The sequence below is a fragment of the Ruegeria sp. B11 genome (genome assembly GCF_056539785.1).
In genome coordinates this window covers 273,645-294,670 of sequence record NZ_JBQFVO010000001.1, presented here as the reverse complement: position 1 = coordinate 294,670, position 21,026 = coordinate 273,645, and the positions used below count along the sequence as shown (strand labels likewise).

The following is a 21,026-nucleotide window of genomic DNA, read 5'->3' as shown; positions in this document are numbered from 1 at the left end:
TGCCAGTCAATCACTTTCGCGGGCGGTCCCGCCGTCGATCAACGGGACTCCCGCTGCCCTCACGCCTGCAATAAGCGCATCAACCGGTTGCGACTCTTTGAATACGCGGCGTTTCAGGGCCTCCAGCGGAAAACCAGGCCAAGTTTTCTGGTAAACATTGGCGAGACGCCGTGCCTCGACTTGTTCGCCTTTGTTCCAATGCGCGGCCATCAGATAGGCCGCTGATATCGGCCCAAATGGTCCTCCGCGCTCGATCGTGTCCTCGTAAGTTCGGATCGCCGCTGCATAGTCTCCGGTATGAAAATGCACAGACCCTAGTACATTGCCAAAGACAAGCCCGCCGCTGCGTTCCGCAAGCTCTTCATACCATTCAGATTGCGCCAGAATCCGCTCGAAATTCAGAGTATAGAGTGAAATAAGCGCATCGAACTCAGCAACATGCGGATCGGTCGGGGCCAGATCAACGGCTCTGCGAGACAGGGCCGATGCCCGATCGTAATTGCCCAGTGCAAATTCCAGCCAGGCCCGCGCCGAAAGCGCCCAAGCCTCATCAGGTGCGATATCCATCGCATGGGCGCTTTTTTCATCGGCAGACTTCAAATACTTTTCTGCATCCGGTTCAAAGAACAACAAAATGGCCAGCATGGTCTCGACCTGTGCCGCTCCGGCATAGCCACAGAAAAAGAGTGGATCTCGTTCAATCGCCGTCTCAAAAATCAGCAAAGCCGGTTGCAGACGCGATAGGTCAACGACGGGGAACATCACATCGCGGCCAGCACTGCAAAGGTTTATCGCTTCTACCCGCGCGGGAGATACGTCATAAATCGCGCTTTGCCCTCGGCCCACAGCGCCGCGTGGCTCATTTTTTGAATAATAGCCTGATACCCAGATGCCTAAGCCAATCAAAGCCAGAAAGAACGCGATGACCAACGCGCTTCGCCGAATGCCCTGTGGGTTTTGGGCTTGCGAACTCCCCAGCGTAAATTCGGGTGCATAGCTACCGACAGGCAGTGAAATCACCACGGGATCAGTTGCGCCATCACCTCCGTAGTAAGCTTTTAGCTTTCGCCTGACACGACCTGCATCAACGCGCACAACCCCTTCCCGCTTGGTCAAGTCGTCGGCGCTATAACCATAAACATCCATGGCAATGGTCTTGGCGCGGATCTCATCCGTGCGGCCCGCAAGCGCTTCGGTCACGACATAGCTAAGAAAGGCCCGCATTCGGGCAGATCCTTTGAAGCCACCTGAGTTCAATACCCGCTCAAGAGCACTTCGCACTTCCTCATCCGAGAAAGAAAGCGCTGTGTCACGTTGTTTGTTATCCGCCTGGGCAGTCAAGAACTATCCTTTCATGACAATGGCTTGACCCCATGGTGCTACGGTAGCATGCGGCTTAATACGTTCAAGTCATATTCTAGGGAATGCATGCTTTATGAGCAATTTCCACGAAGGCAACGCGGATGGACGAAGAAGACTTCTTTGACGCACAATTCCCGGGAACCTCCGTTCTGCTGCGAAACATGCGCGCCCAAGACAGTGAGTTCGACCGGATTTGCCTCGATTATCAGGAGATGATGACCGAACTGGCTCAGTCTCCTCTTTCCGACACGGGCGTTCGCCCTCGGTACCTCGCGGATCTGGCGGAAACCGTTACTGATTTGCGAAGCTCTATCGAAGCAAAGCTATCAGACCTTCCAGATACTCCCGGGCATATGGATAAAACGAAAGGCTTGAAATGACCCTGAAACACATTTTGTCCGCGCTAATCCTCACTGCAGGTTCGGCATATGCCCAACAGAACCCGATTATTCACGATGGTGAGTTCGAATTTCTGCGTGCCCAGTTCGGCGCGGTCTGGGATGCCCAGGACATTGAGATTGACGCGAAACTGGCCGAAATCCGCGACGCAAACGGGGGCAAACCACCCAATATCCTGTACATCCTGATCGACGACATCAGCTTTGGTCAGATGGGTGATCGCAAGATGAACTACGTAATGGGCATCGAAACGCCCAGCATCAACCAGTTCGCCACCGAAGGTTTGTCGCTGATGCGAATGTACACGGAACCCTCGTGCACGCCGACCCGCACGGCAATGCTGACGGGGCGACATCCGGTGCGTGCCGGTGTGACAGAAGTCAAAGTGGCTCTGGTAGGCGAAGGCCTTCCAGCCAGCGAGGTGACGCTGCCCGAGATCCTAAAAGAGGTTGGCTACAACACCGTGCATGTCGGCAAGTGGCACCAAGGTGATATCGAACAGGCCTACCCCCACAACCAAGGTTTCGATTGGGCCGCCTTCCCCCTGCATCAACAAGTTCAACTGAGCCTCATGACCCCCGAGGCGATGCGCGCGAATAACATGCTTGGATACGTGCCCGAGGGGCAGAACAATCAGTTTCTGCTGGATGAGCGTTTCAAACCCTACGGGCTGGTGACCGGTGTCGAGGCAGAAGCAGGCGGCACCGCTCGAGAGGTGGATATGTCACCGGGCGAGGTCTGGACCCAAGCCAAGTATGAAGCCATGAACGAGAGGTATCAGCGTCAGGCTCTTGAGCAATTGGAGCGTGCCGCAGCCGAGGAAGAACCGTTTTTCCTGCAATATTGGCCGCTCTACCCGTTGAATTTCGTTTATGCCGAGAACGCGATCTCTCGCAACGGCGGGTTTCATGCCGACAAACTGCAACTACTGGATGGCTGGATCGGTGACCTGCTGGTCAAGCTCGAAGAAACCGGAGAAGCCGACAACACGATTGTGGTTTTGATGGCCGACAATGGACTGATGTACCACTACGAAGGAACTTCGGGGCTCAATCAACTGATCTATCGTGGCGGTAAGACCCAACATCTGGAAGGTGGCGTACGCACGGATGCATTCATTCGCTGGCCCGGAGTAATCGAGGCTGACAGCGCCGCCGGAGATATCTTTCATGTGTCTGATATCTATACCACAATGGCTCGGATCGCAGGCGCGACTGATCATATCCCGCGCGACCGCATCATCGATGGTGTCGATCAGACCGCCCTGCTGCTGAACGGTGAAGGCAACGGTCGCCGCGATTATGTATATGTCTATGAAGGCCCGGTTTTGCGCTCGGTGGTCAAGCAGGAATTCAAGATGCACCTGCCCGCGCCCGGCCAACCCGGAGCGGCGGCCCCGACCTTCAACATCTATCGTGATCCACGCGAACTGCACCCTTTGGTCGGTTACTCGCTTTGGGCCGGAGCGTCGTTTCAGGACATGATCAAACGCCATCAGAAGATGATCGCGAAACATCCACATTCCGAAATCGGGCGCGGCATCCCCTACGAGGGCATCGACAACCTGCGCCCGGAATCTGAACTGGCTCGCGATGTGTTCACCAGCTGGCAGCAGTGAAGGCTACAGAAATTCCTGTTTAAATATGATAATGTTTTAATATGAAATCAGCGGCAGGAGTGTTTGCGTTCCGCCCAGTACACGATCGGGGGATATCGAATGAAGATTTCAGGGGTATTGGTTTTATTCGTCGGCCTTGCCGCGCGCAGCACGTTCGCGCAAGAAAACCCAATCCAACACGATGCCGAATTCTATATCTTGCAAGCACAGCGCGCAGAGCAATGGGCTCAGGATGATATGGCTGTGGATGAAGCCCTGGCTGCATTTCGCGAAGGCAACAACGGCAAGCCACCGAACATCATCAGCGTTCTGATCGATGATCTGGGATTCGGCGACATGGGGATACCCGAGTTGAACGCCGTTCGGGGTTATTCGACGCCGAATATCAACGATTTCTCCGACGACGCGATGCGCATGGTTCGGATGTATACCGAACCCTCTTGCACCCCTACTCGCGTCGCCCAAATGACGGGGCGGCTGCCTGTACGCATGGGAATGGGTGATACCACCGTTGATATTGCCGGCTTTGGCCTGCCGGGGGAGGAAGTGACGTTGGCCGAAGTGCTGAAACAGGTTGGTTACGCAACCAGCCATGTTGGCAAGTGGCACATGGGGGATATCGCGGAAAGTTGGGCGATGAACCAAGGCTTTGACTATGCGCAGCACGCCATTCACCAGCAGGGTCAGCTGACGATCTTTAATGATGATGCAATCAAAGAGCAGGTCTCGGTCGCGATCAGAGATTATGATGACAAATACACGTTGGACGGTTGGTTCAGGCCGGACGCCTCAGCGATGATGACCGTCATCGAAGGCGAAACAGGCGGTCCTATTCGCGAAATTCGGATGGAGTCAGGTGAGCGCTGGAATGCGGCCAAATACGATGAGATGAACCAGGCCTTTCAGGACAAAACCTTGTCAGAGCTTGAACGTCTTGCCAGCGACGATACCCCCTTTTTCCTGCAGTATTGGCCGATGATCCCTCTGGATAATACCCGCGCCGGACGTTCTGGTCCCGAAAGCGCGAATGGCGGTCTCTATGTCGACAAGATGCAACTTTTGGATCAATGGCTGGGTGATTTGTTCGCCAGCATGGCAGAGTTGGGGGTCAGCGAGAATAGCATCGTCATCGTTATGGGGGACAACGGCCACTTTACCAAATACGCCCCGCAATCGGGCTATACTCCGATGATATATGCTGGTGGCAAAGGGGATACGACCGAGGGCGGCGTTCGGGTCGATGCCTTTATTCGCTGGCCGGGGATGATTCAGGCAGATGGTTTGCTGAACAGCATCATTCACGTGTCGGACCTATATACAACGCTTTCACGTTTTGCGGGGGCCGAGCAATACATCCCGCGAGATCGTCTGGTGGATGGCGTCGATCAATCCGCAGCGCTATTGTTTGCGGACGAAGCCAAAGCGCGCAGAGATCACGTGATCATCTATTCGGTGAACAAACCCGAGGCGATCGTGAAGGACCAGCTTAAGCTCAAACTGCCGGGAGCCGGGGAAAGCGCCATTCTGGCAAAGTTCTTTGATCTCTACCGGGACACGCGCGAGGAATATTCAGTCTCGACCGAGGTTGGCGCCTGGGGCGGGCAGGAATTCGCACGCATCCTTGGCCGACACATGGCCCGCAAAGAGAAATTCCCCGACACGCCACCCGCGTATGGCGTGCCCTATGAAGGGATCGAGAACCTGCGCCCCGAAACCCAACAAGCGGTCGAGGCTTTCCTGATCAAAAGCCAATCCCCGCAGCAATAGCACGGTGTCGCCGTCGTCATTCACTCAAGTTTCTAGGATCATCACATGCTTGGATTACTCCTATTCGCACTGGGTTTAATCGGATCACTTGGGATCGGGTTCGTCTACTTCCGTGATTTGGGCGACGTGTCCCAGATGCTGTTGAAGGTAAAGCGCGAGAATATGGTGCGTTTCATCCGCAATGAATACCGCTTGATTGCCATCGGGTTGGGCGCATTTGCTCTCGCAACGCTCGCGCATTTCGCCCTGGGAGCCGGGCCGTTCTGGCTGTGGCTCATTGCCGCTTTACTTGCTCTACTTCTCTATGGCTTTCCCTATGTCTGGGTTCATCTAGGTCTGAGAAATCAGCTAAATGACGCGCAGTATTTTCCCATCGACGAGGCCCGCAAATATGTCGGGCCGACTGCCCCCGTGATGGTGATTGAGAATGACGGCCATGCCCGAGCCCATCCTGATGCACAAATCATGCGCCCACATTTGGCGGGCGACGACAAAGGGCTGGGCGGAGAAGACGTCGTGATGACCTATTGCGCCATGGCCAATCTCGGTCAGGGCTATGCGCCAAGCATCGAAGGCAAACGGCTGAACCTTGAGGTTCTCGCCCAGCATGGCAACAACCTGATCCTGCGGGACAACGATACTGGCGAGCCCATCCAGCACATATACGGTTTTCGCGAAGCGGATCGTGACACAAATGCACACGGTCTCGCGTGCCCTCTGCGGCCCGAAGCGCAGATGACACCCTGGCCAACCTATCGGATGACTTTCCGTGGATTTCAAAAGGCTTTCCCGGAAGGCGAGGTGTTTTTGAACAAACCCTCCCCAAACCCCTTGCTGCGGCTGCTGGACATGATGACCGAGATCACGTTCGGCTGGGGCATTGGCCGCCAGCATCAGGAAGAGGCTCCGGTGATGGACAACATGGACCGTTCGGACAATCGGCTGCCGAATAAAACCTATGTCTGGGGGATCACAATCGGACAGGATGCCACCTGCTGGACCGACGATTTCGTTGTCGACAACGATTGGATCGTCAACGCGCGTGTCGGCGGGCGGGATATCGTCGTCAGCCTCGATCCAAAATTTGAAAGCTTGGGTGTTTGGTACAATGACAGCGGTCAGCCAGTGACCCAATGTGACTTTTGGGGAATGTCTGATCAGGGCCAACTGCAACGGGTCGAAACCCTGCGCGCAGGCGTGTTCTGGCATGTCTGGTCCGAGTTTTTTCCCAGCACCGATATCAATCGTGTCGGTGACGGCGCAGGCAAATCCGAAGACGTGGCAGCATGAAAGAACGAACAATGCGCTTGGCTAGATTGGCATGAGGCGACAACGGAATTTCAATTCAAGGTTCTTGGCGGGAGACGGAAAAATGGATGTGACAGTAAAGTGGACAGGATTGGCGCTTGGCCTCGCAATGGCAGGTTCGATGGCACCAATGGCCTTGGCCCAACAGTCGGACTGGTCATACGAGGCCTCAATCTATCTTTTCATGCCGGAAACTGAGACCTCACTCAGCACACCGATGGGTACACTGGATGGCACCCTGAGTTTTTCCGATGCGTTGGACAATCTCGATTTTGCTTTCATGGCCGCGTTTGCCGCCACAAATGGCCGGTGGTCCCTGTTGGCCGACTATAACTATACCAATCTGTCTTTCAGCAGCGACACTCCCGGCCCTGCCAGCTCAGGCTTGGACACATCCTTTACCACGCAATTTCTCAGCGGCTATGTCGGCTATAGGGTCTACGAGGATCAAACCGCGAATGTGGATATTGTCGGTGGATTCAGGTGGTTCAGCACGGAAACCGACTTTGAATTGCAACCAGGCGCGGCCCCCGGCCGCCGAACAACGGTTGATTCAAGCTGGACCGATCCCGTGATCGGGGCCCGCGCACGCGTCAAGTTCTCGGACAAATGGTCAGGAACTGGGTTTGTAGACTATGGCGGCTTCCGCAGTGGCAGCGAGACATGGCAGGTTCTGCTGACAGCCGACTATGCGATTAATGATCGTTGGCTGATCCGCGGTGGATACCGCTATATCTCATTCGACCACGACATCGACGGAAACGATTTCAAGTTCGACCAATCCGGTCCACTGATTGGCGCGACTTACCGCTTTTGAGCGGCTATTAGTGACCGCCAAAGTAAGCCTCGAGCAATCGCTTATCATTCCGCAACTCATCTGCGGTGCCTGATGTCTGCATGCGTCCTGACTCGAGCACGTAAATCCGGCTCGCAAGCGAAAGCGCGAAATTGGCGTTTTGCTCGGTGATTACAACTGTCAGCCCGTATTCCTTGTTGAGCTTGCGCACCACCTCGGCGATTTCGTGACAGATTTTTGGGGCCAGACCAATCGTCGGTTCGTCGACGAGCAACAGCTCGGGGCTGGTCATCAGCGCGCGTCCGAACGAGACCATCTGACGTTCCCCGCCCGACTGGGTCGAGGTCTCCTGCCCTTCCCTCTCTTCGAGACGCGGGAACAGGCTGTGTACCATTGCCAGATTGCTCTGGATGTCTTCGCGGGCCGTGAAGGCACCGACCATTAGGTTGTCACGCACTGACATATAGGGAAACAGGTTGAAGCGTTCGGGCGCATAACCCACGCCATGTCGTACAATTTCGGAAGGCGTCCGACCGGCAAGGCTGTGCCCCCTGAGCCGGATATCGCCCTCGATTTTGACTAGCCCCATGATGCTGTCCAGCAAGGTCGATTTTCCAGCCCCATTTGGACCCACCACAGCGACAATCTCACCGGGTTGGACGGTGATCGAGATGTCGGTCAGCGCTTGCGCCTTGCCATAGAATGCCGACAGGTTTTCGATTTCCAGATAAGACATTACGCGCCCCCCAGATACGAGGCCTGAACAGCCTTGTCGTTCATGACTTCGCTGAACGAGCCCTCGGCAATCATCGTGCCCCGTTCAATGGCGATCGCACGGTCGACCAATGGCTCAAGCGCAGGCAAGTCATGGCTGACGATCAGAAAAGTCATCCCATCTTTGCGCATCGACTGAATGAGATCAGAGATTTGGGCGATCTCTCCTGTGGTGAGACCCGCAAACACTTCATCCAGCAGCATCACCTTGGGCGCGGTTGCCATTGTGCGCGCCATCTCAAGTTTACGCAGATCACCCATGGCCAGTTCTGTTGGCGCTCGTTTCAAATCCGCTTCTGTAAACCCGACGCTGAGCGCAAGCTCTCGCTCACGTTCTTTATCTGGGGGTGAGACGATCATCTGCCAGATATTGTCGGGCATTAGGCCAACCCGGATATTTTCGGCAACGCTCATATCACCAAACGGGCGTGGGATCTGATAGGTTCGGCTGACCCCGGCCCGAATGCGTTGCGGGGTCGACAGCGTCGAGATTTCCTGTCCGAACAGTTCGATCGTTCCGCCGTTTTGCCGCAACTCACCCATGATCTGGCTGAACACGGTCGTCTTGCCTGCCCCGTTGGGACCGATCAATCCAAGCGACTCGCCCTCTTTGAGAGAAAACGAAAGATCATTCGTCGCGACTAATCCGCCGAAACGTTTTACCAGACCTGAAACCTGTAACGCCACGCTCATGTCGTCCGCCCCTTGCCCAGGCCTTTGAAACCACGCCGAACCAGCTCAACAATGCCTTTCGGCTGATACATATAGAGGAGCAGCGCTATGGCTCCGTAGACGAAATACCGTTCGGCGCCAGGAAGGACCGGTCGCAGATACTCCAACAGGAATGTCATGAAGAACGCGCCGATCATGGGGCCAATGATGGTCGAGGTTCCCCCCAGAAGTGCCGCAACGATGATTGTGAACAGGAAGTTAATATCAAACAACGCACGCGGCGCGAGCGATCCCAGATAGTGAACGTAGAAGGCACCACCCAAGCCCGCGATCATCGCACTTGTCAGAAAGGCAAAAGCTTTGAGGCGCGTGGTGCTGAGGCCCGAACCGCGCACACTTTCCTCGTTCATTCCGATGGCAGACAAGGCCGTACCTAGTCGCGTCTTCATCAAAAGCCACATGCTGACGGCGATTGCCAACATCAGCGTCGTGGACAGGTAATACCCGTTCGCCGCGCCGCGCGTCAGAGTTTGAATACCCGACATGCCGCGCGTTCCGCCAGTCAGATCCGGGCGAATGACCTGAACCAGTTGGTAGAGCAACTCCATGAACGCCAGCGTGACGAGCGCAAAATAACTTCCACGTATACGCAGCGCTGGAAGCAGCACCAATAGGCCTGCGATCATGGTAACAAGTACGGCGATCGGGATCGAGATTTCGACAGCGACGTCAAAGCGCTTGGTCAGGATTGCCGTGGTGTAGGCCCCGATACCGATCAGGAACGGATGACCAAAGCTCACATAGCCTGTTCGGCCAGACAACACGTCCCAGCTGATAGCGAAGATCGCCAGGTAGTTGGCAAAGATCATCGTGCGCATCGTCCCGTTCGAGACGAATTGCGGAAGCAGGAACATTCCGACGATCAAGCCACCCCAGAGTGCAAAGTGAAACCAGCGTAGCCCCATCGTCACAGCTCCTCTCGGCCGAACAGGCCCTGCGGTCGCGTGACCAGCACCCCGATGATCAACAGCATCGTGAAAACACCGCGCAACTCAGGTGCAAGCGTCGCCACAACGATAACTTCGAGGAAGCCCACAATATGCGCCACCACCAAAGTGCCCAGGATCGATCCGATCCCGCCAACGATAACCACAGCCACCGAAATGATTAGCGGAGCCACCCACATGGATGGCGATAGCTGAGTGTAGCTGGCAAAGAAGACGCCTCCGATTGCGCCCAATGCGCCAGAGATACCCCAGGTGATCAGATTGATGCGATCCGGATCGATCCCGGAAATTGCAGCGCCTTTAGCATCCATCGACACCGCCTGCATCGCCCGTCCGGTATGTGTGAGCCGCACAAAGGCATAGAGCCCTAGCAGAATTGCCCAGCTAATAAGGGTTGCAATCAGGATGTTATACGTGACCGAGGCCCCGGCCACATTGATCACCCCGGGAACAATCGGCAAAAGGATTTTGCTGCTGTCGCCAAAGACCAAAACGATCCCGGCCTGAATGACGACCGCAAGGATCAGCGTCGAAATCTCGACGGCCACGTGATCCCCTTTGAGCGTTTTGACAATCAAACGGTACTTCAGAACTCCCATCAGCACACCCAGCGCAGCGGCCACGGCAACCCCCATAAGCTTAGGCATACCAAGTGACTGCGATATCCAGAAGTAAATGTAGCCGCCGACCATCAGATAGGCGCCATAGGCGAGATTCAGAACGCGGCCTATGCTGAAGATCAGCGTGAACCCCATAGCGATGAGCGCGTAGAGACCGCTGAGCAAAAGCCCCTGAATCAGTATCTGCAACATGTGTGGATCCTTGGCTGCGAGTGCGCGTCGCCGCGCACCCGTTTCAAGCTATGGTTGGGGCAGGTTTATGGCTTTACCCAGCTGGGCAGCGTGAACTCGCCCGTCGCGTATTTCTCGGGGTACACAACTGCGGCAGTGCCGTCTTCGTACCACTGGACCACGACCATTGACGGGGCCGCATCATCAAACGGCTCGGAAAGATCAAAGCGAATGTTGTGGGGATAGGTGCGGCCTGTCACAGGCTCGACCTCATCATCGCCCCAGAAGGCATAGCGCAGCCAAAGCTGACCATCCATCTCAAGAACCAGATCCTGCTTCTTCATGGCATCGGCCCAGCCTTCGACATTGTCGAAGCCACCCGCCTCTTCCGCGGCAGCCATGGCCTGCTTCAGCCCGTGATAGGCGTTGAACCCATTGAAATGCGGCAGCAGTGGGCGGCTGTCATACTTGGCCTGATAGGTGTCGACAAAGGTCTGGCTTGCCGGGTCAAGTTTGAACCCTACAGACGGGATCGGTGACAGGGTCGAGATGCCGCCCCCGGCTCCGCCAGTGTCTTCCCAATATTCCATACCCAATGCAGCTACGTTCACGCCTGTCATCGCCATGGGCACCTGCAGTTTCACATATTGCGACGAGACCACCTGAGAATTTACGGATGAGACCTGGTAGATGAAATCCGCCCCTGTATCCTGCGCGCGGCTGAAGATCGGCGCGAAATCAACGGTGGCAACATCATAGGTGATGATGTCCTTGACCTCGATCCCCGCAACCGGCGCAAGCGCCTCGGTCACCAATCCGGTGATCGCTTCGCCAAATGCCGTATCCTCAGCCAGAATGACAACGGAATCCCAACCCATCTTTTCCTTCAGAACATCCGCACCGAAATTGATATAAAGCGTGGCAAGCGCCTCGTCTGAGGCGATGTTCATGAAATATGGTGCCATGCTTTCGGGATCTTCGACCACCATGTCGATGATGCCGATATATGACGTCCACGTGTCCAGCGTCGGAATCCGGTATTCCTGCATTCGCGGCAGCCAGCCCAGCGAAACATCATCGATAGAGCCTGAGATGATGAAATCTACTTCCTCGGTTTCCGCCAGATATTCATAGGCCCGCACACCTTCAGTCGGGTCCTGACCGGTATCGGCAGACACCAGCGTGATCTGTTCCCCCATAACGCCGCCATTCGCATTAAGCTCTTCAATCGCGATCTCTGCACCACGCAGCGTCGACAGACCGGTGTCTGAGGAAAGAGATCCAATAAAGCCCACCTTGATTTCAGCTGCGGCCGCCGAGGCCACAAGCGCGATACATGTTCCGCTGAGTAGCGCTGTCTTGATCATCACATTAGCTCCCTGTGTCTTATTGTGCCCTTCTTGTATTCTGTATACAGTACACAAGACGATAGTTCGATCAAATCCTTTCTTGATGACTCATGTTCAGATTCCGCTGATTTCGCCGTTTTCGTCGTGAATTACCGCATCCACATCGATTTCCACCGTCAAACCGGGTTGCGTCAGCCCGGCTTGAACGGCTGTCAGAACAGGATCGATATCTTTGAATACCTCTCCGTGAACGCTCGCGAATTCACCCACGCGCGACAGATCGGTCAGATAGGCGCGAACCCGGCCTACATGGCGCATCTCGGCACCGACGGCCTTAAGCGCCTCTTCTATACGGGACAGAATGTATTTTGTCTGGGCGCCCACATCTCCTGGCGCATGAATACGCCCGCTGGGTTCGATCGCTGTGGTCCCTGCGACCCAAACGAAGGGACCGATGCGCTTTGCGCGGGAATAAGACGCTACTTCTTCGAACCGCCCGCCTGACTTCCAGATGCGGAGGGTCACAGGCCTAACCTCGATCGGATGGCATCCGCCGCTTTCTGCAAGGCTGCTTGTTCTTGATCGGTCAGCCGCAACTCCTCGACTTCGACCAACCCGGAAGACCCCAGATGGGCAGGAACACCAAGCACAACCCCATCGATGCCATATTCCCCCTGCAACATGACCGAGACCGGAACCGGGCCGGTGCGTGCGCCCCGGATATGGTCGATCAACTCGATCGACGCGTGCGCCGGTGCTATGGTTGCGGAACCGGATTTCTTCAGGGCAACTACCTGCCCACCGCCGGTCACGGCGTCCTGAACGCAAGCCTCAATCTGATCAGGCGATAAAAACACATCCAATGCCCTGCCCTTAATTTTGGCCCGGCTTGGGATTGGCGCCATCTCGTCCCCGTGGCTTCCGAGCGTGAAGGCCTCGACATCAGCGGGCGCTACTCCCGCAGCCATAGCAAGGGCGTTGCGAAACCGGCTGCTGTCCAGAGTACCGGCCATGCCCAGCACTCTTTCACGAGGGAACCCGGTTGCGCGCAGCATTTCTACGGTCATTTCGTCAAGCGGATTGGTCACCACGATGACGATGGAATCAGGCGCAGCGGAGCGTATGGCCTCAGCGGCCTGGCGGATCACGCGCGCATTCACGTCGATCAGATCCGCGCGGCTCATACCCGGACGCCGGGCACGGCCTGCGGTTACCACGACCACCTCAGCCCCTGACACAAGGTCCAGCGACTCGCCACCAACACATCGTGCCCGTGCGCCGGTAATGCCTGACGTGTGGTTCAGATCCAACGCCGTAGCAGCGGCCATTCCGGGCGCAATATCGATCAGCGCGATCTCATCCGCGATATCCTGCATCGCCGCCAGATGCGCCACATTGCCCCCGACGCCCCCTGCCCCGATCATGGCAAGTTTGCCAAGCCTTCGGGCCTTGTGTTTCGCACGCACCGGAGCAACCCATTTTGGCGAGCGGCGATACAACACCCGCTGCATTGAAATAGCAGCGTCTGTACGCGTTGGTTGTGGCTTTTCCAGCGGTCCGTCGACAAGCTTTATGCCAACACGCTCGGCAGTTTCGCGTGCCAAGGCCGTCACGATATCGTCGGGCAGGACTTCAAACACGATCCGACCGCGACGGCGGGCATCTTCAACCGCCTCTGAACCTATAACGCGCGGCGCTGCCATCAGTTGGCTCGCCCGTCCACCGCCTCTATCGCGCGGGTTGCGGCCTCGACGGCGGTCTTGACCGAGTTTTCAGACCCCGAGATGAACAGGCGGCCAAATCGCCCCACGGCGCGCACTTCGACAATATCGATCTCTGCTGCCTTCTCCGCTTCATTCGCGGCAATCGAGATATAAGCAGCCGGGGCACATTCGACGATGCCCAACGTCTGCCCTGGAACGATCAGAGCCCCCTTGCGCCATTTGTTCAGCAGTTGCGCCTGATAGGGTTCGACGCTGGTGATAATCTGCGTGGAACTGATCGCCGGTTTCAACCGGTCAGACATTGTTGCGCCGAGCTCGGCCAGCATCGCATCGCGCGCGGCGGACACCTCCGCATTCGACGGAGACCGCAAGATAAAAAACCCGAACTCGCGCTCGACCATCTGTGTTGTCGCCTCAACCGAAGATGCCTTGAGCGCCCGGTCGATCAGCGAGAATACTCCGTTACCCGGCGCAAACTCTCCGATCAAAACCGTATCCCCGGACAAGGGCACCGACCCTTGCACCGTCGCACCGTTATAGGCGGCGAATTTTGGTTGCAGGTTGTCGATCTGCATCAGCGCCCGGATGGTAATCTCGCTCATGCGCCATACTCCTCGTAAATGTCGCGCCAGGGTCTGCTTTCATAGGCTACCCGTTTGATGTTGATGAGATGCAGGGCCGTCACATTGTCCGAAGTGATCGAACCGGACCACGTGCCGGTGCCCAGCATGAAGGATGGTTCCAGATCAGTCGAATATCCCATACCGCCCATGATGCCCGGTGTATTCACCAGTACCCGACCCGTCGGCACGGTGGCAAAACGGGCCACGATCTCAGGGTCGTCCGAATGGATGACCGAGGAATGACCCCACCCTTCGAACTTGGCGATGGATTGCGCCAGCTCGATCCCATGGTCTGTGGATTTCGCCGCGTAGAACGCTAGAACGGGGTTCAGCTTTTCTGCAGACAGCGGGCGCTGCCAACCTACTTCTGTCTCTTCCGAAACAAGGCACCGGGTGCGTGGTGGGATGGAAAAACCGGCAGAATCCGCCAGCGCCTGCGGGCTTTGCCCCACCTTCTCAGGGTCCATGGCCTGCACGCCTTTGAAGATCACCCCGGCAAGACGATCCGCTTCGGCCGGTGTGCAGAAATAGGCACCTTTCAATTTAAGCTCGTGGCGCAAATCACGTGCGATCTCAGGATCAGCGACGACGGCCTGCTCACTGACGCAGGCGGTCCCGTAGTCAAAGCTCTTCGACGTCACGATCATCTCGGCGACTTCCGCCAGATCGCGTGCTTTCGACTTGTGTACGTAACACGGCACGTTGCCCGCACCGACCGCGAGCGTGGGTTTGCCGCTGGAATACGCCGCTTTGACCATGGCAGGACCACCGGTTGCCATCACAACCGAGGTACGGCGATGTTTCATCAACTCGGCTGTGCCCTGAATTGTCACGGAATCCAGACATTGGATTAGACCCGTGGGCGCACCCATTTGTTCAGCCACGCGCGCCATAATTCGCACCGTTTCGATGCCACAACTCACACCACGCGGATGCGGCGCACACACGATCGCATTGCCTGCCTTCACCGCAGAAAGCACTTTGTAGATGATGGTTGAAGTGGGGTTCGTCACCGGGATCAGAGCTGCCACAACGCCCATCGGTTCACCGAAGGCTGCGATCTTTGTCGCATCATCGCGCCAAAGCAATCCCAGCGTTGTCACATCTCTTAGATAATCCGCGACTGAAAGCGCGTTGAACAGGTTCTTGACGCGCTTGTCCGGCACATTCCCATATCCGGTTTCCTCGACGGCCATTTGCCCCAGCCGTTCGGCCTCGGGCTCGATGGCGCGCGCCATGGCGTCGACTATTGCGTCTACCTGCGCCGGGTCGGTGCCCAGAAAGGCGCGATAAGCCTCGAAAGCGCTATCTGCGGCACGCCGTGCGGCGGCGATTGATTTCAGATCTGCATCCATCAAGAAGCTCCGGTGACGATGGTGTCAAAGATACGGCGCGCTTGATCAACGTCGCCCGCTGAAACCCCTATTGCTTCGAGGCGCCGTCCGGCGGCAGCCACATCCGCCCCCAAAATTCGGTCGGACATCGCGATCAGGCTGTTCGTCAGCGGGCTCGGGATACCCGCAAGCTCACCCGCTGAGACCAAAGGTACAAGCGAGCCCAACACGCCATCCCGCATCATACCGCGCGACGTTTGTTGATCCGGGATCGGACGCGCGCCCGAGCCACGTTCGGCGCCGGCAAAAGTGGATATCCACCGCCCTGTCTCCGGCAGATTACGAACTCCAAACGCAGCAGCAATGCGTCGCCGTTCGTCTGCAAGACCCTGAATGACATCTGTCTGGTCCGGACCAATCAGAGACGCAAACGTCTGGTTATCCTCAAGCGGAACACCACCCATTGGAATGCCAGGACCACCTGTCCCCATTGCGGCACCGCCGAGGATCAGCGCAGGTATCTCGACTGCGGCCGACAGATCGTTGAAGCCGCACGACAAAACCGAGTCGACCACCTGAACGCTGGACAAATAGGCGGACACGGCGTCCAGAACCTCTTCCCGACCGCGCGGCAAGGTTGCCGCAGCCATCGGTGCCGCCTGCGAAAGCGTCAAAGCTGCGCCCTCGGAACGGAACCAGTATGGCAGACCCTGAACCTCAACCAGCGTGACGTCCGCCGCGCAGCCTCCGATCCGCAACAACCAGGCTGTTTCCACAGCCCCGAGAGATCGTCCCGGCGCAAGGACCAAGATTTGCCCGTCGCTGAGGTGATCGGCCAGCACCATCGCATACGTGCGCTGTTTGTGAAGCGGTCCGGTCAGGAATATCACCTGTGCATCGCGCACCGCTGCATCCAGCTCAGCGGTTGTGCGCACCGACGGCCCATCCCGATCGACTTGATAGGTCCCGACCGGACCTTCACCGCGAAGCGAGATGCCTGAGGACTGGGCCAACAGCGACAGTTCGGCCCCATAGGCCGAAAACAAGGTGACTTCAGCCCCTTCGGCAAGACAAAGAGCGGCCAACAGGCGCGCATCAGCCCCGCCGCCCAACACCGATATTCGGTCGAGCTTGGGATGTTCAGGTGCACCCCGGGTTGAGCCACGTGTCGCTGCACGTGTGAATTCCTCGAAACCGGCTGACATAGCGTCTCCTCAAGACAGACGGATTAAGCCGCAGAGCCAGCACCAAGGCTGTCGATTATGGCCTCAAGTTCATCATGTGGGCGCGCGATCACGTGGACGGATACGACTTCACCAACTTTGTTTGCCGCTGTCGCACCTGCATCCGCGGCGGCTTTGACTGCGCCGACTTCACCACGCACAAGGGTGGTGACTAGGCCTCCGCCAGCCTTGGTTTGGCCGACAATCGAAACGCTGGCCGCCTTGACCATCGCATCTGCCGCTTCGATCGCGCCGACCAGTCCGCGCGTTTCGATCATGCCCAGGGCCATTTGCCCCGCCACTGGTTTCGCCATTTTTAGTTCCTCCAAAGAAATTTAGATGTTTGGTGTTCTTGGTTCAGGTCGTGGACACGCGATCCACAATCGCGATGATCGCCAGATCGACGGGCGCGGTGGACAGACCGGCGGCCATACGCGCCGCCGAGCCGTTGACCAGCAGAACCGTATCCCCCACCCCGGCACCGCAGGTGTCGACGGCGACCCGCGCCGGTTCGATCACCTTGCCTTTGCTATCGACCAAATCCGTCACCAGCAGTTTCGTACCGACCAGTTTTGCGTCTTTGGCCGTGGCTGTGACGGTCCCGGCGACCTTGCCCAAATGCATCAGAAAGTCCTCAGGTAACGGTCCAACTCAACCGGAGTGACCTGTTGATTGAAGAATTCAAGCTCGCGCTCGGCCTGTTGCAATACCAACTCCCACAGCATTTCGCCCATGAGATCGCGAAGCCATTCGGATCCTCGCGCCAGTTCGATCGCCGTTGGCAAGTCGGTCGGGATCGGATCGCCGATCCCTTCTTCGTAACCGTTGCCGGTCGTCGGTTCTGACGGAGCCAGGCCCTGCTCGATCCCGTCCAGCCCCGCTGCAATCTCGGCCGCCAACAGAAGGTAGGGGTTGGCATCCGCACCAGCATCGCGTTTTTCCACGCGCACCGCGCTGTCGGATCCTTCAATGACCCGAATACCAACGGTTCGGTTGTCATAACCCCAGCTCGTGTTGATCGGGCAGAAAGTATAAGGCTGACGGCGTCGATAACCATTGACGGTGCCACTGCCACAGATTGCCGTTTCGCACATGCGTTGTTGCAGCCCGGCGATGAAGGATTTGCCGGTATCGTTTATCTTGCCGTTGTCGGCAAAGACATTCTTGCCGTCTTTCCAAAGCGAGTAGTGTGTGTGGAAGCCGTTGCCGGACTGATCGAAGAACGGTTTTGGCATGAAGGTTGCCAGATAGCCGTGGGCGATGCCCAGCTGGCGGATCAGCGACTTAAACAAGACGACACGATCTGCCGCTGCCAGCGCTTCGCCGTAACGGATATTTACCTCAATCTGACCCGCAGCGTATTCGGGGTTCGATTGCTCGATTGGGATACCGCACTCGTTGATCTGTTGACGGATCGGCCCAACGATGTGCTCCATCCGCGCAGCACGGCCCAGACCGTAGACCTGGATCCCGCTATCGCGCGGCTGTCCGGTCTCCGGATCCAGTAGATAGAATTCAAGTTCAGTACCGACATTGACCTCGAACCCCATTTCGCGGGCCCGTTCAACTTGACGCACCAACGCCTGACGCGGATCGATCGGAACAGGCTTGTGATCCATACCTTCCGCCCGACCAAAGCAAACAGCGACGCCTGGCTCCCACGGCACAGCGACGGGCTGGGTCATTGGGAAGACGTGCATATCGGGGTAGCCGTTGTCGAAATTGACATAAGGCGTATCCCAGACGTCGCACGTCATATCGATCGCCATCAATGCAATCGACAGCGCATTGCCGCTTTTGCAGACGTGGTCCCAGTGGCTGGCCGGAATGCGCTTGCCGCGCATGATGCCGTTGAGGTCACCCACACCGAGTATGACGGTGTGCGTGCCTTCGGGCAGATCAAATCCCGAACTCATTGATGCGCTCTCCCTGTTTTTTGGCTTTATAATTGTTGTATTCTGTATACAGTATTCACAAAGACAATCGATAAACAAGGAAAATCTGCATCATGTCCAAGAACTCGGTCATCGTTGTCGGAGGCGGCATCGTCGGCGTCATGACGGCGCTTACACTGCAACGACGTGGTGAGGCAGTGACTTTGATAGATCGCTGGGAACCGGGACATTCCCGTGCATCTTCAACGGATTACAACCGTGTCATCCGTGCGATTTCCGGGCGGGATGAGTTCTATACACGTTGGGCCCGCGAAAGCCGCCTGCGCTGGCTGGAACTGCAAGCCGAGAGCGGCCAGAACCTGATGTATGAATGCGGTGCGCTGATTCTTGCAACAGGCGGTCATTGCGACTGGGAGAACGCCACAGCCGAAACCTTCGACCGCGTTGGTGTGCCCTACTACAAGTTCGGGCGGCAGGACATCGAATCGCGATTTCCGCAGTTTCGCGTTCCTGACATCGAATACGCCCTGTTCGAACCCGAAGCCGGAATGCTGATGGCGCATCGCTGCGTCCTGACCGGGCTTGAGCTGTTTCGTCGAGCGGGCGGGATCGTACGGCGCGGTCGCGTGACCACCGATGGATCAGAGCGCCCAATGCTGGATGGAAAGCCGCTTGAGGCTGATCTTATTATTGTCTCAACCGGCCCCTGGATGGCGGACATGTTCCCCAGGACGATCAAGCCGATATCGACGGTGGTTGGTGTGAATGTCCTCTATACCTCGACGCCAGATGGGTCCGAGGAGTTCGATATGAGCCGGATGCCCTGCTGGATCGATCATGGTCAGGGCTCATTCGGGCTGCCCTCATCCGAAGGTTCAGGCGTGAAAGCCGCAGTCGTCATCCCGGACAAGATCGATCTGGACAATGACGAAAGGCTGATCCGACAGGAAACGCTAGGACGCACTCGCAGCTACATCCGTCATCGTCTTCCGGGCCTTGAAGGTGAGCGGATAGTGGATTCCAAATTCAACCAGATCATCCTGACACCTGACACGCACTTTATTGTCGACTGGCACCCCGAGCATGAAAACGTGCTGTTCGCCGGAGGCTGCTCGGGACATCTGTTCAAACACGCGCCGGTTTTTGCAGAGTTTGCGGCAGGTGTTGGAATGAAGGATTTCGGAACTGCTGATCGTTTCAAGATCACTGGTCGAAGAAAACTGAGCCCAAAAGAAAGTCCAAGCGGGCGTTAACCTTCTGAAAGCGCCGCATAGAGCCCTGAATTCGGGCACTTTTCCTGAGGCAGGCGAACACCTGATCGAATTGCATCTCGGCAGGTCTTTGCTTGGCGACAATGTCCACATTTTTCCGCCAACTCAAGGCCAAGCTCAGGATGGGCCTTAAGATCATCTTCACTCAGGCCAAACTGACTAGCCATCGAGAGTATACGCTCTCGCGCGTTGGGCGCGCCAGAGCGCAACATGGCCAAATCAGCGCGGGTCAGGCCGAGATCCGATAGCTCCAGATCGCTGATACTTCCCTCGCGTGGAGCATTCACAATCCGCGCAATCCTCTCAAAGAAATCCTTGTATCCCGTCATTGCCAACTCTCCCAACCGATTTTGTATACAGTATACATAATGCGGCTTGGCTGGACTTGATTAGGATCAAGAGCCGTTCGCTCAAAGGCTTATTGTTCAGGGACGTACGTACCGCGAAAAAGCTCTACTGCTTGAAGCGCTGCAATATCGTCCGGCACCTTTGCCGCGTTGATCGAGGACATCCCATCATCCGCCTCCGTAGCTGACAAAAGCACCTCTCGACCTCTGGTGAACAGATCGCGCAAGTGATGCGCCTTGTATTCGGGATGAAACTGAACAGAGCGGGCAGGAAAATCATAATCCAGTGCACCAACTGGACAGTGGCTCGCCGATCCGGTCACCCGAGCCGAGTCCGGAATGCTTGTTACCTGATCCTGATGCCAGACATATGCATCCACGCTATCTCCGCCATAGTCGAAGGGCCGTGCGCCAACGACATTGCCTACCTCGGCTTTCTCGGCCCGACCACCATAGACGTCAGCCATGATCTGATGACCGAAACAGATACCAAAGACTGGTTTTCGGATTTCTCGACAACGGTCCAGGAAGGCACGTAGCGGCTGCATCCAATCCGTGTCATCATAAACACCAAATTCAGATCCGCCGACTATAGCGCCGTCGAAATCGCTCTCGTCCGGGAGCGGTTCTCCATCAACAACCCCTACTACTACGAACTCGGCTTCCGGTAGGTGTGGGGCGATCCACTCCTGAATCTGCTGTGAAGTCCGCGGCATTCCCTCCAACAATGGCAGCGGGTGGCTAGTCAACTCAAGAACTGCGATTT

Annotated in this window: 22 protein-coding genes; 6 read left to right on the top strand and 16 right to left on the bottom strand. The window is 56.7% G+C overall.

The features are described 5' to 3' along the window. Positions 1-6: 6 nt before the first annotated feature. Entirely contained in the window at positions 7-1,224 is a 1,218-nt protein-coding gene (locus ACR0I1_RS01460; protein ID WP_480704660.1) for a tetratricopeptide repeat protein, read from the bottom strand. A gap of 239 nt (positions 1,225-1,463) precedes the next feature. Between ACR0I1_RS01460 and ACR0I1_RS01455 the strand changes: the two genes are divergently transcribed. From ACR0I1_RS01455 to ACR0I1_RS01435, 5 genes are all read left to right on the top strand, one after another. After that, the gene (locus tag ACR0I1_RS01455) at positions 1,464-1,742 is read left to right on the top strand and encodes a hypothetical protein (RefSeq protein WP_480704658.1); all 279 of its coding nucleotides are present in this window, start codon (positions 1,464-1,466) and stop codon (positions 1,740-1,742) included. Next, positions 1,739-3,379, top strand: a complete 1,641-nt coding sequence (locus ACR0I1_RS01450; RefSeq protein WP_480704656.1) for a sulfatase-like hydrolase/transferase — start codon at positions 1,739-1,741, stop codon at positions 3,377-3,379. The genes ACR0I1_RS01455 and ACR0I1_RS01450 overlap by 4 nt, the downstream gene beginning before the upstream one ends. A gap of 99 nt (positions 3,380-3,478) precedes the next feature. Then, positions 3,479-5,146, top strand: a complete 1,668-nt coding sequence (locus ACR0I1_RS01445; RefSeq protein WP_480704655.1) for a sulfatase-like hydrolase/transferase — start codon at positions 3,479-3,481, stop codon at positions 5,144-5,146. A gap of 45 nt (positions 5,147-5,191) precedes the next feature. Further along, entirely contained in the window at positions 5,192-6,436 is a 1,245-nt protein-coding gene (locus ACR0I1_RS01440) for a DUF3179 domain-containing (seleno)protein (protein ID WP_480704653.1), read from the top strand. 82 nt (positions 6,437-6,518) lie between these two features. Beyond that, positions 6,519-7,271: an outer membrane protein gene (locus tag ACR0I1_RS01435; protein ID WP_255612112.1), complete on the top strand. Its 753-nt coding sequence runs from the start codon at positions 6,519-6,521 to the stop codon at positions 7,269-7,271. Positions 7,272-7,278: 7 nt separating this feature from the next. Here ACR0I1_RS01435 and ACR0I1_RS01430 read toward each other — a convergent pair whose 3' ends face one another. From ACR0I1_RS01430 to ACR0I1_RS01370, 13 genes are all read right to left on the bottom strand, one after another. Then, entirely contained in the window at positions 7,279-7,986 is a 708-nt protein-coding gene (locus ACR0I1_RS01430) for an ABC transporter ATP-binding protein (protein ID WP_170393266.1), read from the bottom strand. Then, positions 7,986-8,717: an ABC transporter ATP-binding protein gene (locus ACR0I1_RS01425; RefSeq protein WP_170393267.1), complete on the bottom strand. Its 732-nt coding sequence runs from the start codon at positions 8,715-8,717 to the stop codon at positions 7,986-7,988. The genes ACR0I1_RS01430 and ACR0I1_RS01425 overlap by 1 nt, the downstream gene beginning before the upstream one ends. Further along, positions 8,714-9,661: a branched-chain amino acid ABC transporter permease gene (locus tag ACR0I1_RS01420; protein ID WP_170393268.1), complete on the bottom strand. Its 948-nt coding sequence runs from the start codon at positions 9,659-9,661 to the stop codon at positions 8,714-8,716. The genes ACR0I1_RS01425 and ACR0I1_RS01420 overlap by 4 nt, the downstream gene beginning before the upstream one ends. Before the next feature lie 2 nt (positions 9,662-9,663). Next, the gene (locus tag ACR0I1_RS01415; protein ID WP_170510277.1) at positions 9,664-10,515 is read right to left on the bottom strand and encodes a branched-chain amino acid ABC transporter permease; all 852 of its coding nucleotides are present in this window, start codon (positions 10,513-10,515) and stop codon (positions 9,664-9,666) included. Positions 10,516-10,580: 65 nt separating this feature from the next. Continuing rightward, positions 10,581-11,861 (bottom strand): ABC transporter substrate-binding protein, encoded by a 1,281-nt coding sequence (locus ACR0I1_RS01410; RefSeq protein WP_170393270.1) that lies wholly within the window; start codon positions 11,859-11,861, stop codon positions 10,581-10,583. A 96-nt stretch (positions 11,862-11,957) separates the two neighbouring features. Then, a complete protein-coding gene (locus ACR0I1_RS01405) occupies positions 11,958-12,368 on the bottom strand; it encodes a Rid family hydrolase (protein WP_480704650.1) in 411 nt (136 codons plus the stop codon). Next, the gene (locus ACR0I1_RS01400) at positions 12,365-13,546 is read right to left on the bottom strand and encodes a malate dehydrogenase (RefSeq protein ID WP_170662355.1); all 1,182 of its coding nucleotides are present in this window, start codon (positions 13,544-13,546) and stop codon (positions 12,365-12,367) included. The genes ACR0I1_RS01405 and ACR0I1_RS01400 overlap by 4 nt, the downstream gene beginning before the upstream one ends. Beyond that, complete coding sequence (locus tag ACR0I1_RS01395) at positions 13,546-14,169, bottom strand: BMC domain-containing protein (protein ID WP_170563025.1); 624 nt, start codon at positions 14,167-14,169, stop codon at positions 13,546-13,548. The genes ACR0I1_RS01400 and ACR0I1_RS01395 overlap by 1 nt, the downstream gene beginning before the upstream one ends. Beyond that, the gene (locus ACR0I1_RS01390; protein ID WP_170662353.1) at positions 14,166-15,545 is read right to left on the bottom strand and encodes an aldehyde dehydrogenase family protein; all 1,380 of its coding nucleotides are present in this window, start codon (positions 15,543-15,545) and stop codon (positions 14,166-14,168) included. Before ACR0I1_RS01390 ends, ACR0I1_RS01395 begins: the two co-directional genes overlap by 4 nt. Next, complete coding sequence (locus ACR0I1_RS01385) at positions 15,545-16,729, bottom strand: hypothetical protein (RefSeq protein ID WP_480704648.1); 1,185 nt, start codon at positions 16,727-16,729, stop codon at positions 15,545-15,547. Before ACR0I1_RS01385 ends, ACR0I1_RS01390 begins: the two co-directional genes overlap by 1 nt. A gap of 23 nt (positions 16,730-16,752) precedes the next feature. Next, positions 16,753-17,061 (bottom strand): BMC domain-containing protein, encoded by a 309-nt coding sequence (locus tag ACR0I1_RS01380; protein ID WP_170393275.1) that lies wholly within the window; start codon positions 17,059-17,061, stop codon positions 16,753-16,755. Between the two features lie 43 nt (positions 17,062-17,104). Then, the gene (locus ACR0I1_RS01375; RefSeq protein WP_170393276.1) at positions 17,105-17,371 is read right to left on the bottom strand and encodes a EutN/CcmL family microcompartment protein; all 267 of its coding nucleotides are present in this window, start codon (positions 17,369-17,371) and stop codon (positions 17,105-17,107) included. Then, positions 17,371-18,663: a glutamine synthetase family protein gene (locus tag ACR0I1_RS01370; RefSeq protein ID WP_170405351.1), complete on the bottom strand. Its 1,293-nt coding sequence runs from the start codon at positions 18,661-18,663 to the stop codon at positions 17,371-17,373. Before ACR0I1_RS01370 ends, ACR0I1_RS01375 begins: the two co-directional genes overlap by 1 nt. A 92-nt stretch (positions 18,664-18,755) precedes the next feature. Here ACR0I1_RS01370 and ACR0I1_RS01365 point away from each other — a divergent pair, with 92 nt between their 5' ends. After that, a complete protein-coding gene (locus tag ACR0I1_RS01365; RefSeq protein ID WP_480704646.1) occupies positions 18,756-19,895 on the top strand; it encodes an FAD-dependent oxidoreductase in 1,140 nt (379 codons plus the stop codon). Here the strand turns inward: ACR0I1_RS01365 and ACR0I1_RS01360 are convergent. Continuing rightward, on the bottom strand, positions 19,892-20,242 hold the full coding sequence (locus ACR0I1_RS01360; RefSeq protein WP_170465426.1) for a hypothetical protein: 351 nt from the start codon (positions 20,240-20,242) through the stop codon (positions 19,892-19,894). The two genes, ACR0I1_RS01365 and ACR0I1_RS01360, sit on opposite strands and share 4 nt — an antisense overlap. An 89-nt stretch (positions 20,243-20,331) precedes the next feature. Next, positions 20,332-20,976 carry a type 1 glutamine amidotransferase gene (locus ACR0I1_RS01355; RefSeq protein WP_170421279.1) on the bottom strand — a complete coding sequence of 215 codons (645 nt, stop codon included), beginning with the start codon at positions 20,974-20,976 and terminating at the stop codon, positions 20,332-20,334. Positions 20,977-21,026 lie beyond the last annotated feature (50 nt).

Bases quoted from the DNA above. Each gene is read 5' to 3' on its own strand.
- ACR0I1_RS01460 (WP_480704660.1), bottom strand. From the start codon at position 1,224: ATGCGGGCCTTTCTTAGCTATGTCGTGACCGAAGCGCTTGCGGGCCGC.
- ACR0I1_RS01455 (WP_480704658.1), top strand. From the start codon at position 1,464: ATGGACGAAGAAGACTTCTTTGACGCACAATTCCCGGGAACCTCCGTT.
- ACR0I1_RS01450 (WP_480704656.1), top strand. From the start codon at position 1,739: ATGACCCTGAAACACATTTTGTCCGCGCTAATCCTCACTGCAGGTTCG.
- ACR0I1_RS01445 (WP_480704655.1), top strand. From the start codon at position 3,479: ATGAAGATTTCAGGGGTATTGGTTTTATTCGTCGGCCTTGCCGCGCGC.
- ACR0I1_RS01440 (WP_480704653.1), top strand. From the start codon at position 5,192: ATGCTTGGATTACTCCTATTCGCACTGGGTTTAATCGGATCACTTGGG.
- ACR0I1_RS01435 (WP_255612112.1), top strand. From the start codon at position 6,519: ATGGATGTGACAGTAAAGTGGACAGGATTGGCGCTTGGCCTCGCAATG.
- ACR0I1_RS01430 (WP_170393266.1), bottom strand. From the start codon at position 7,986: ATGTCTTATCTGGAAATCGAAAACCTGTCGGCATTCTATGGCAAGGCG.
- ACR0I1_RS01425 (WP_170393267.1), bottom strand. From the start codon at position 8,717: ATGAGCGTGGCGTTACAGGTTTCAGGTCTGGTAAAACGTTTCGGCGGA.
- ACR0I1_RS01420 (WP_170393268.1), bottom strand. From the start codon at position 9,661: ATGGGGCTACGCTGGTTTCACTTTGCACTCTGGGGTGGCTTGATCGTC.
- ACR0I1_RS01415 (WP_170510277.1), bottom strand. From the start codon at position 10,515: ATGTTGCAGATACTGATTCAGGGGCTTTTGCTCAGCGGTCTCTACGCG.
- ACR0I1_RS01410 (WP_170393270.1), bottom strand. From the start codon at position 11,861: ATGATCAAGACAGCGCTACTCAGCGGAACATGTATCGCGCTTGTGGCC.
- ACR0I1_RS01400 (WP_170662355.1), bottom strand. From the start codon at position 13,546: ATGGCAGCGCCGCGCGTTATAGGTTCAGAGGCGGTTGAAGATGCCCGC.
- ACR0I1_RS01395 (WP_170563025.1), bottom strand. From the start codon at position 14,169: ATGAGCGAGATTACCATCCGGGCGCTGATGCAGATCGACAACCTGCAA.
- ACR0I1_RS01390 (WP_170662353.1), bottom strand. From the start codon at position 15,545: ATGGATGCAGATCTGAAATCAATCGCCGCCGCACGGCGTGCCGCAGAT.
- ACR0I1_RS01385 (WP_480704648.1), bottom strand. From the start codon at position 16,729: ATGTCAGCCGGTTTCGAGGAATTCACACGTGCAGCGACACGTGGCTCA.
- ACR0I1_RS01380 (WP_170393275.1), bottom strand. From the start codon at position 17,061: ATGGCGAAACCAGTGGCGGGGCAAATGGCCCTGGGCATGATCGAAACG.
- ACR0I1_RS01375 (WP_170393276.1), bottom strand. From the start codon at position 17,371: ATGCATTTGGGCAAGGTCGCCGGGACCGTCACAGCCACGGCCAAAGAC.
- ACR0I1_RS01370 (WP_170405351.1), bottom strand. From the start codon at position 18,663: ATGAGTTCGGGATTTGATCTGCCCGAAGGCACGCACACCGTCATACTC.
- ACR0I1_RS01365 (WP_480704646.1), top strand. From the start codon at position 18,756: ATGTCCAAGAACTCGGTCATCGTTGTCGGAGGCGGCATCGTCGGCGTC.
- ACR0I1_RS01360 (WP_170465426.1), bottom strand. From the start codon at position 20,242: ATGACGGGATACAAGGATTTCTTTGAGAGGATTGCGCGGATTGTGAAT.
- ACR0I1_RS01355 (WP_170421279.1), bottom strand. From the start codon at position 20,976: ATGCCGCGGACTTCACAGCAGATTCAGGAGTGGATCGCCCCACACCTA.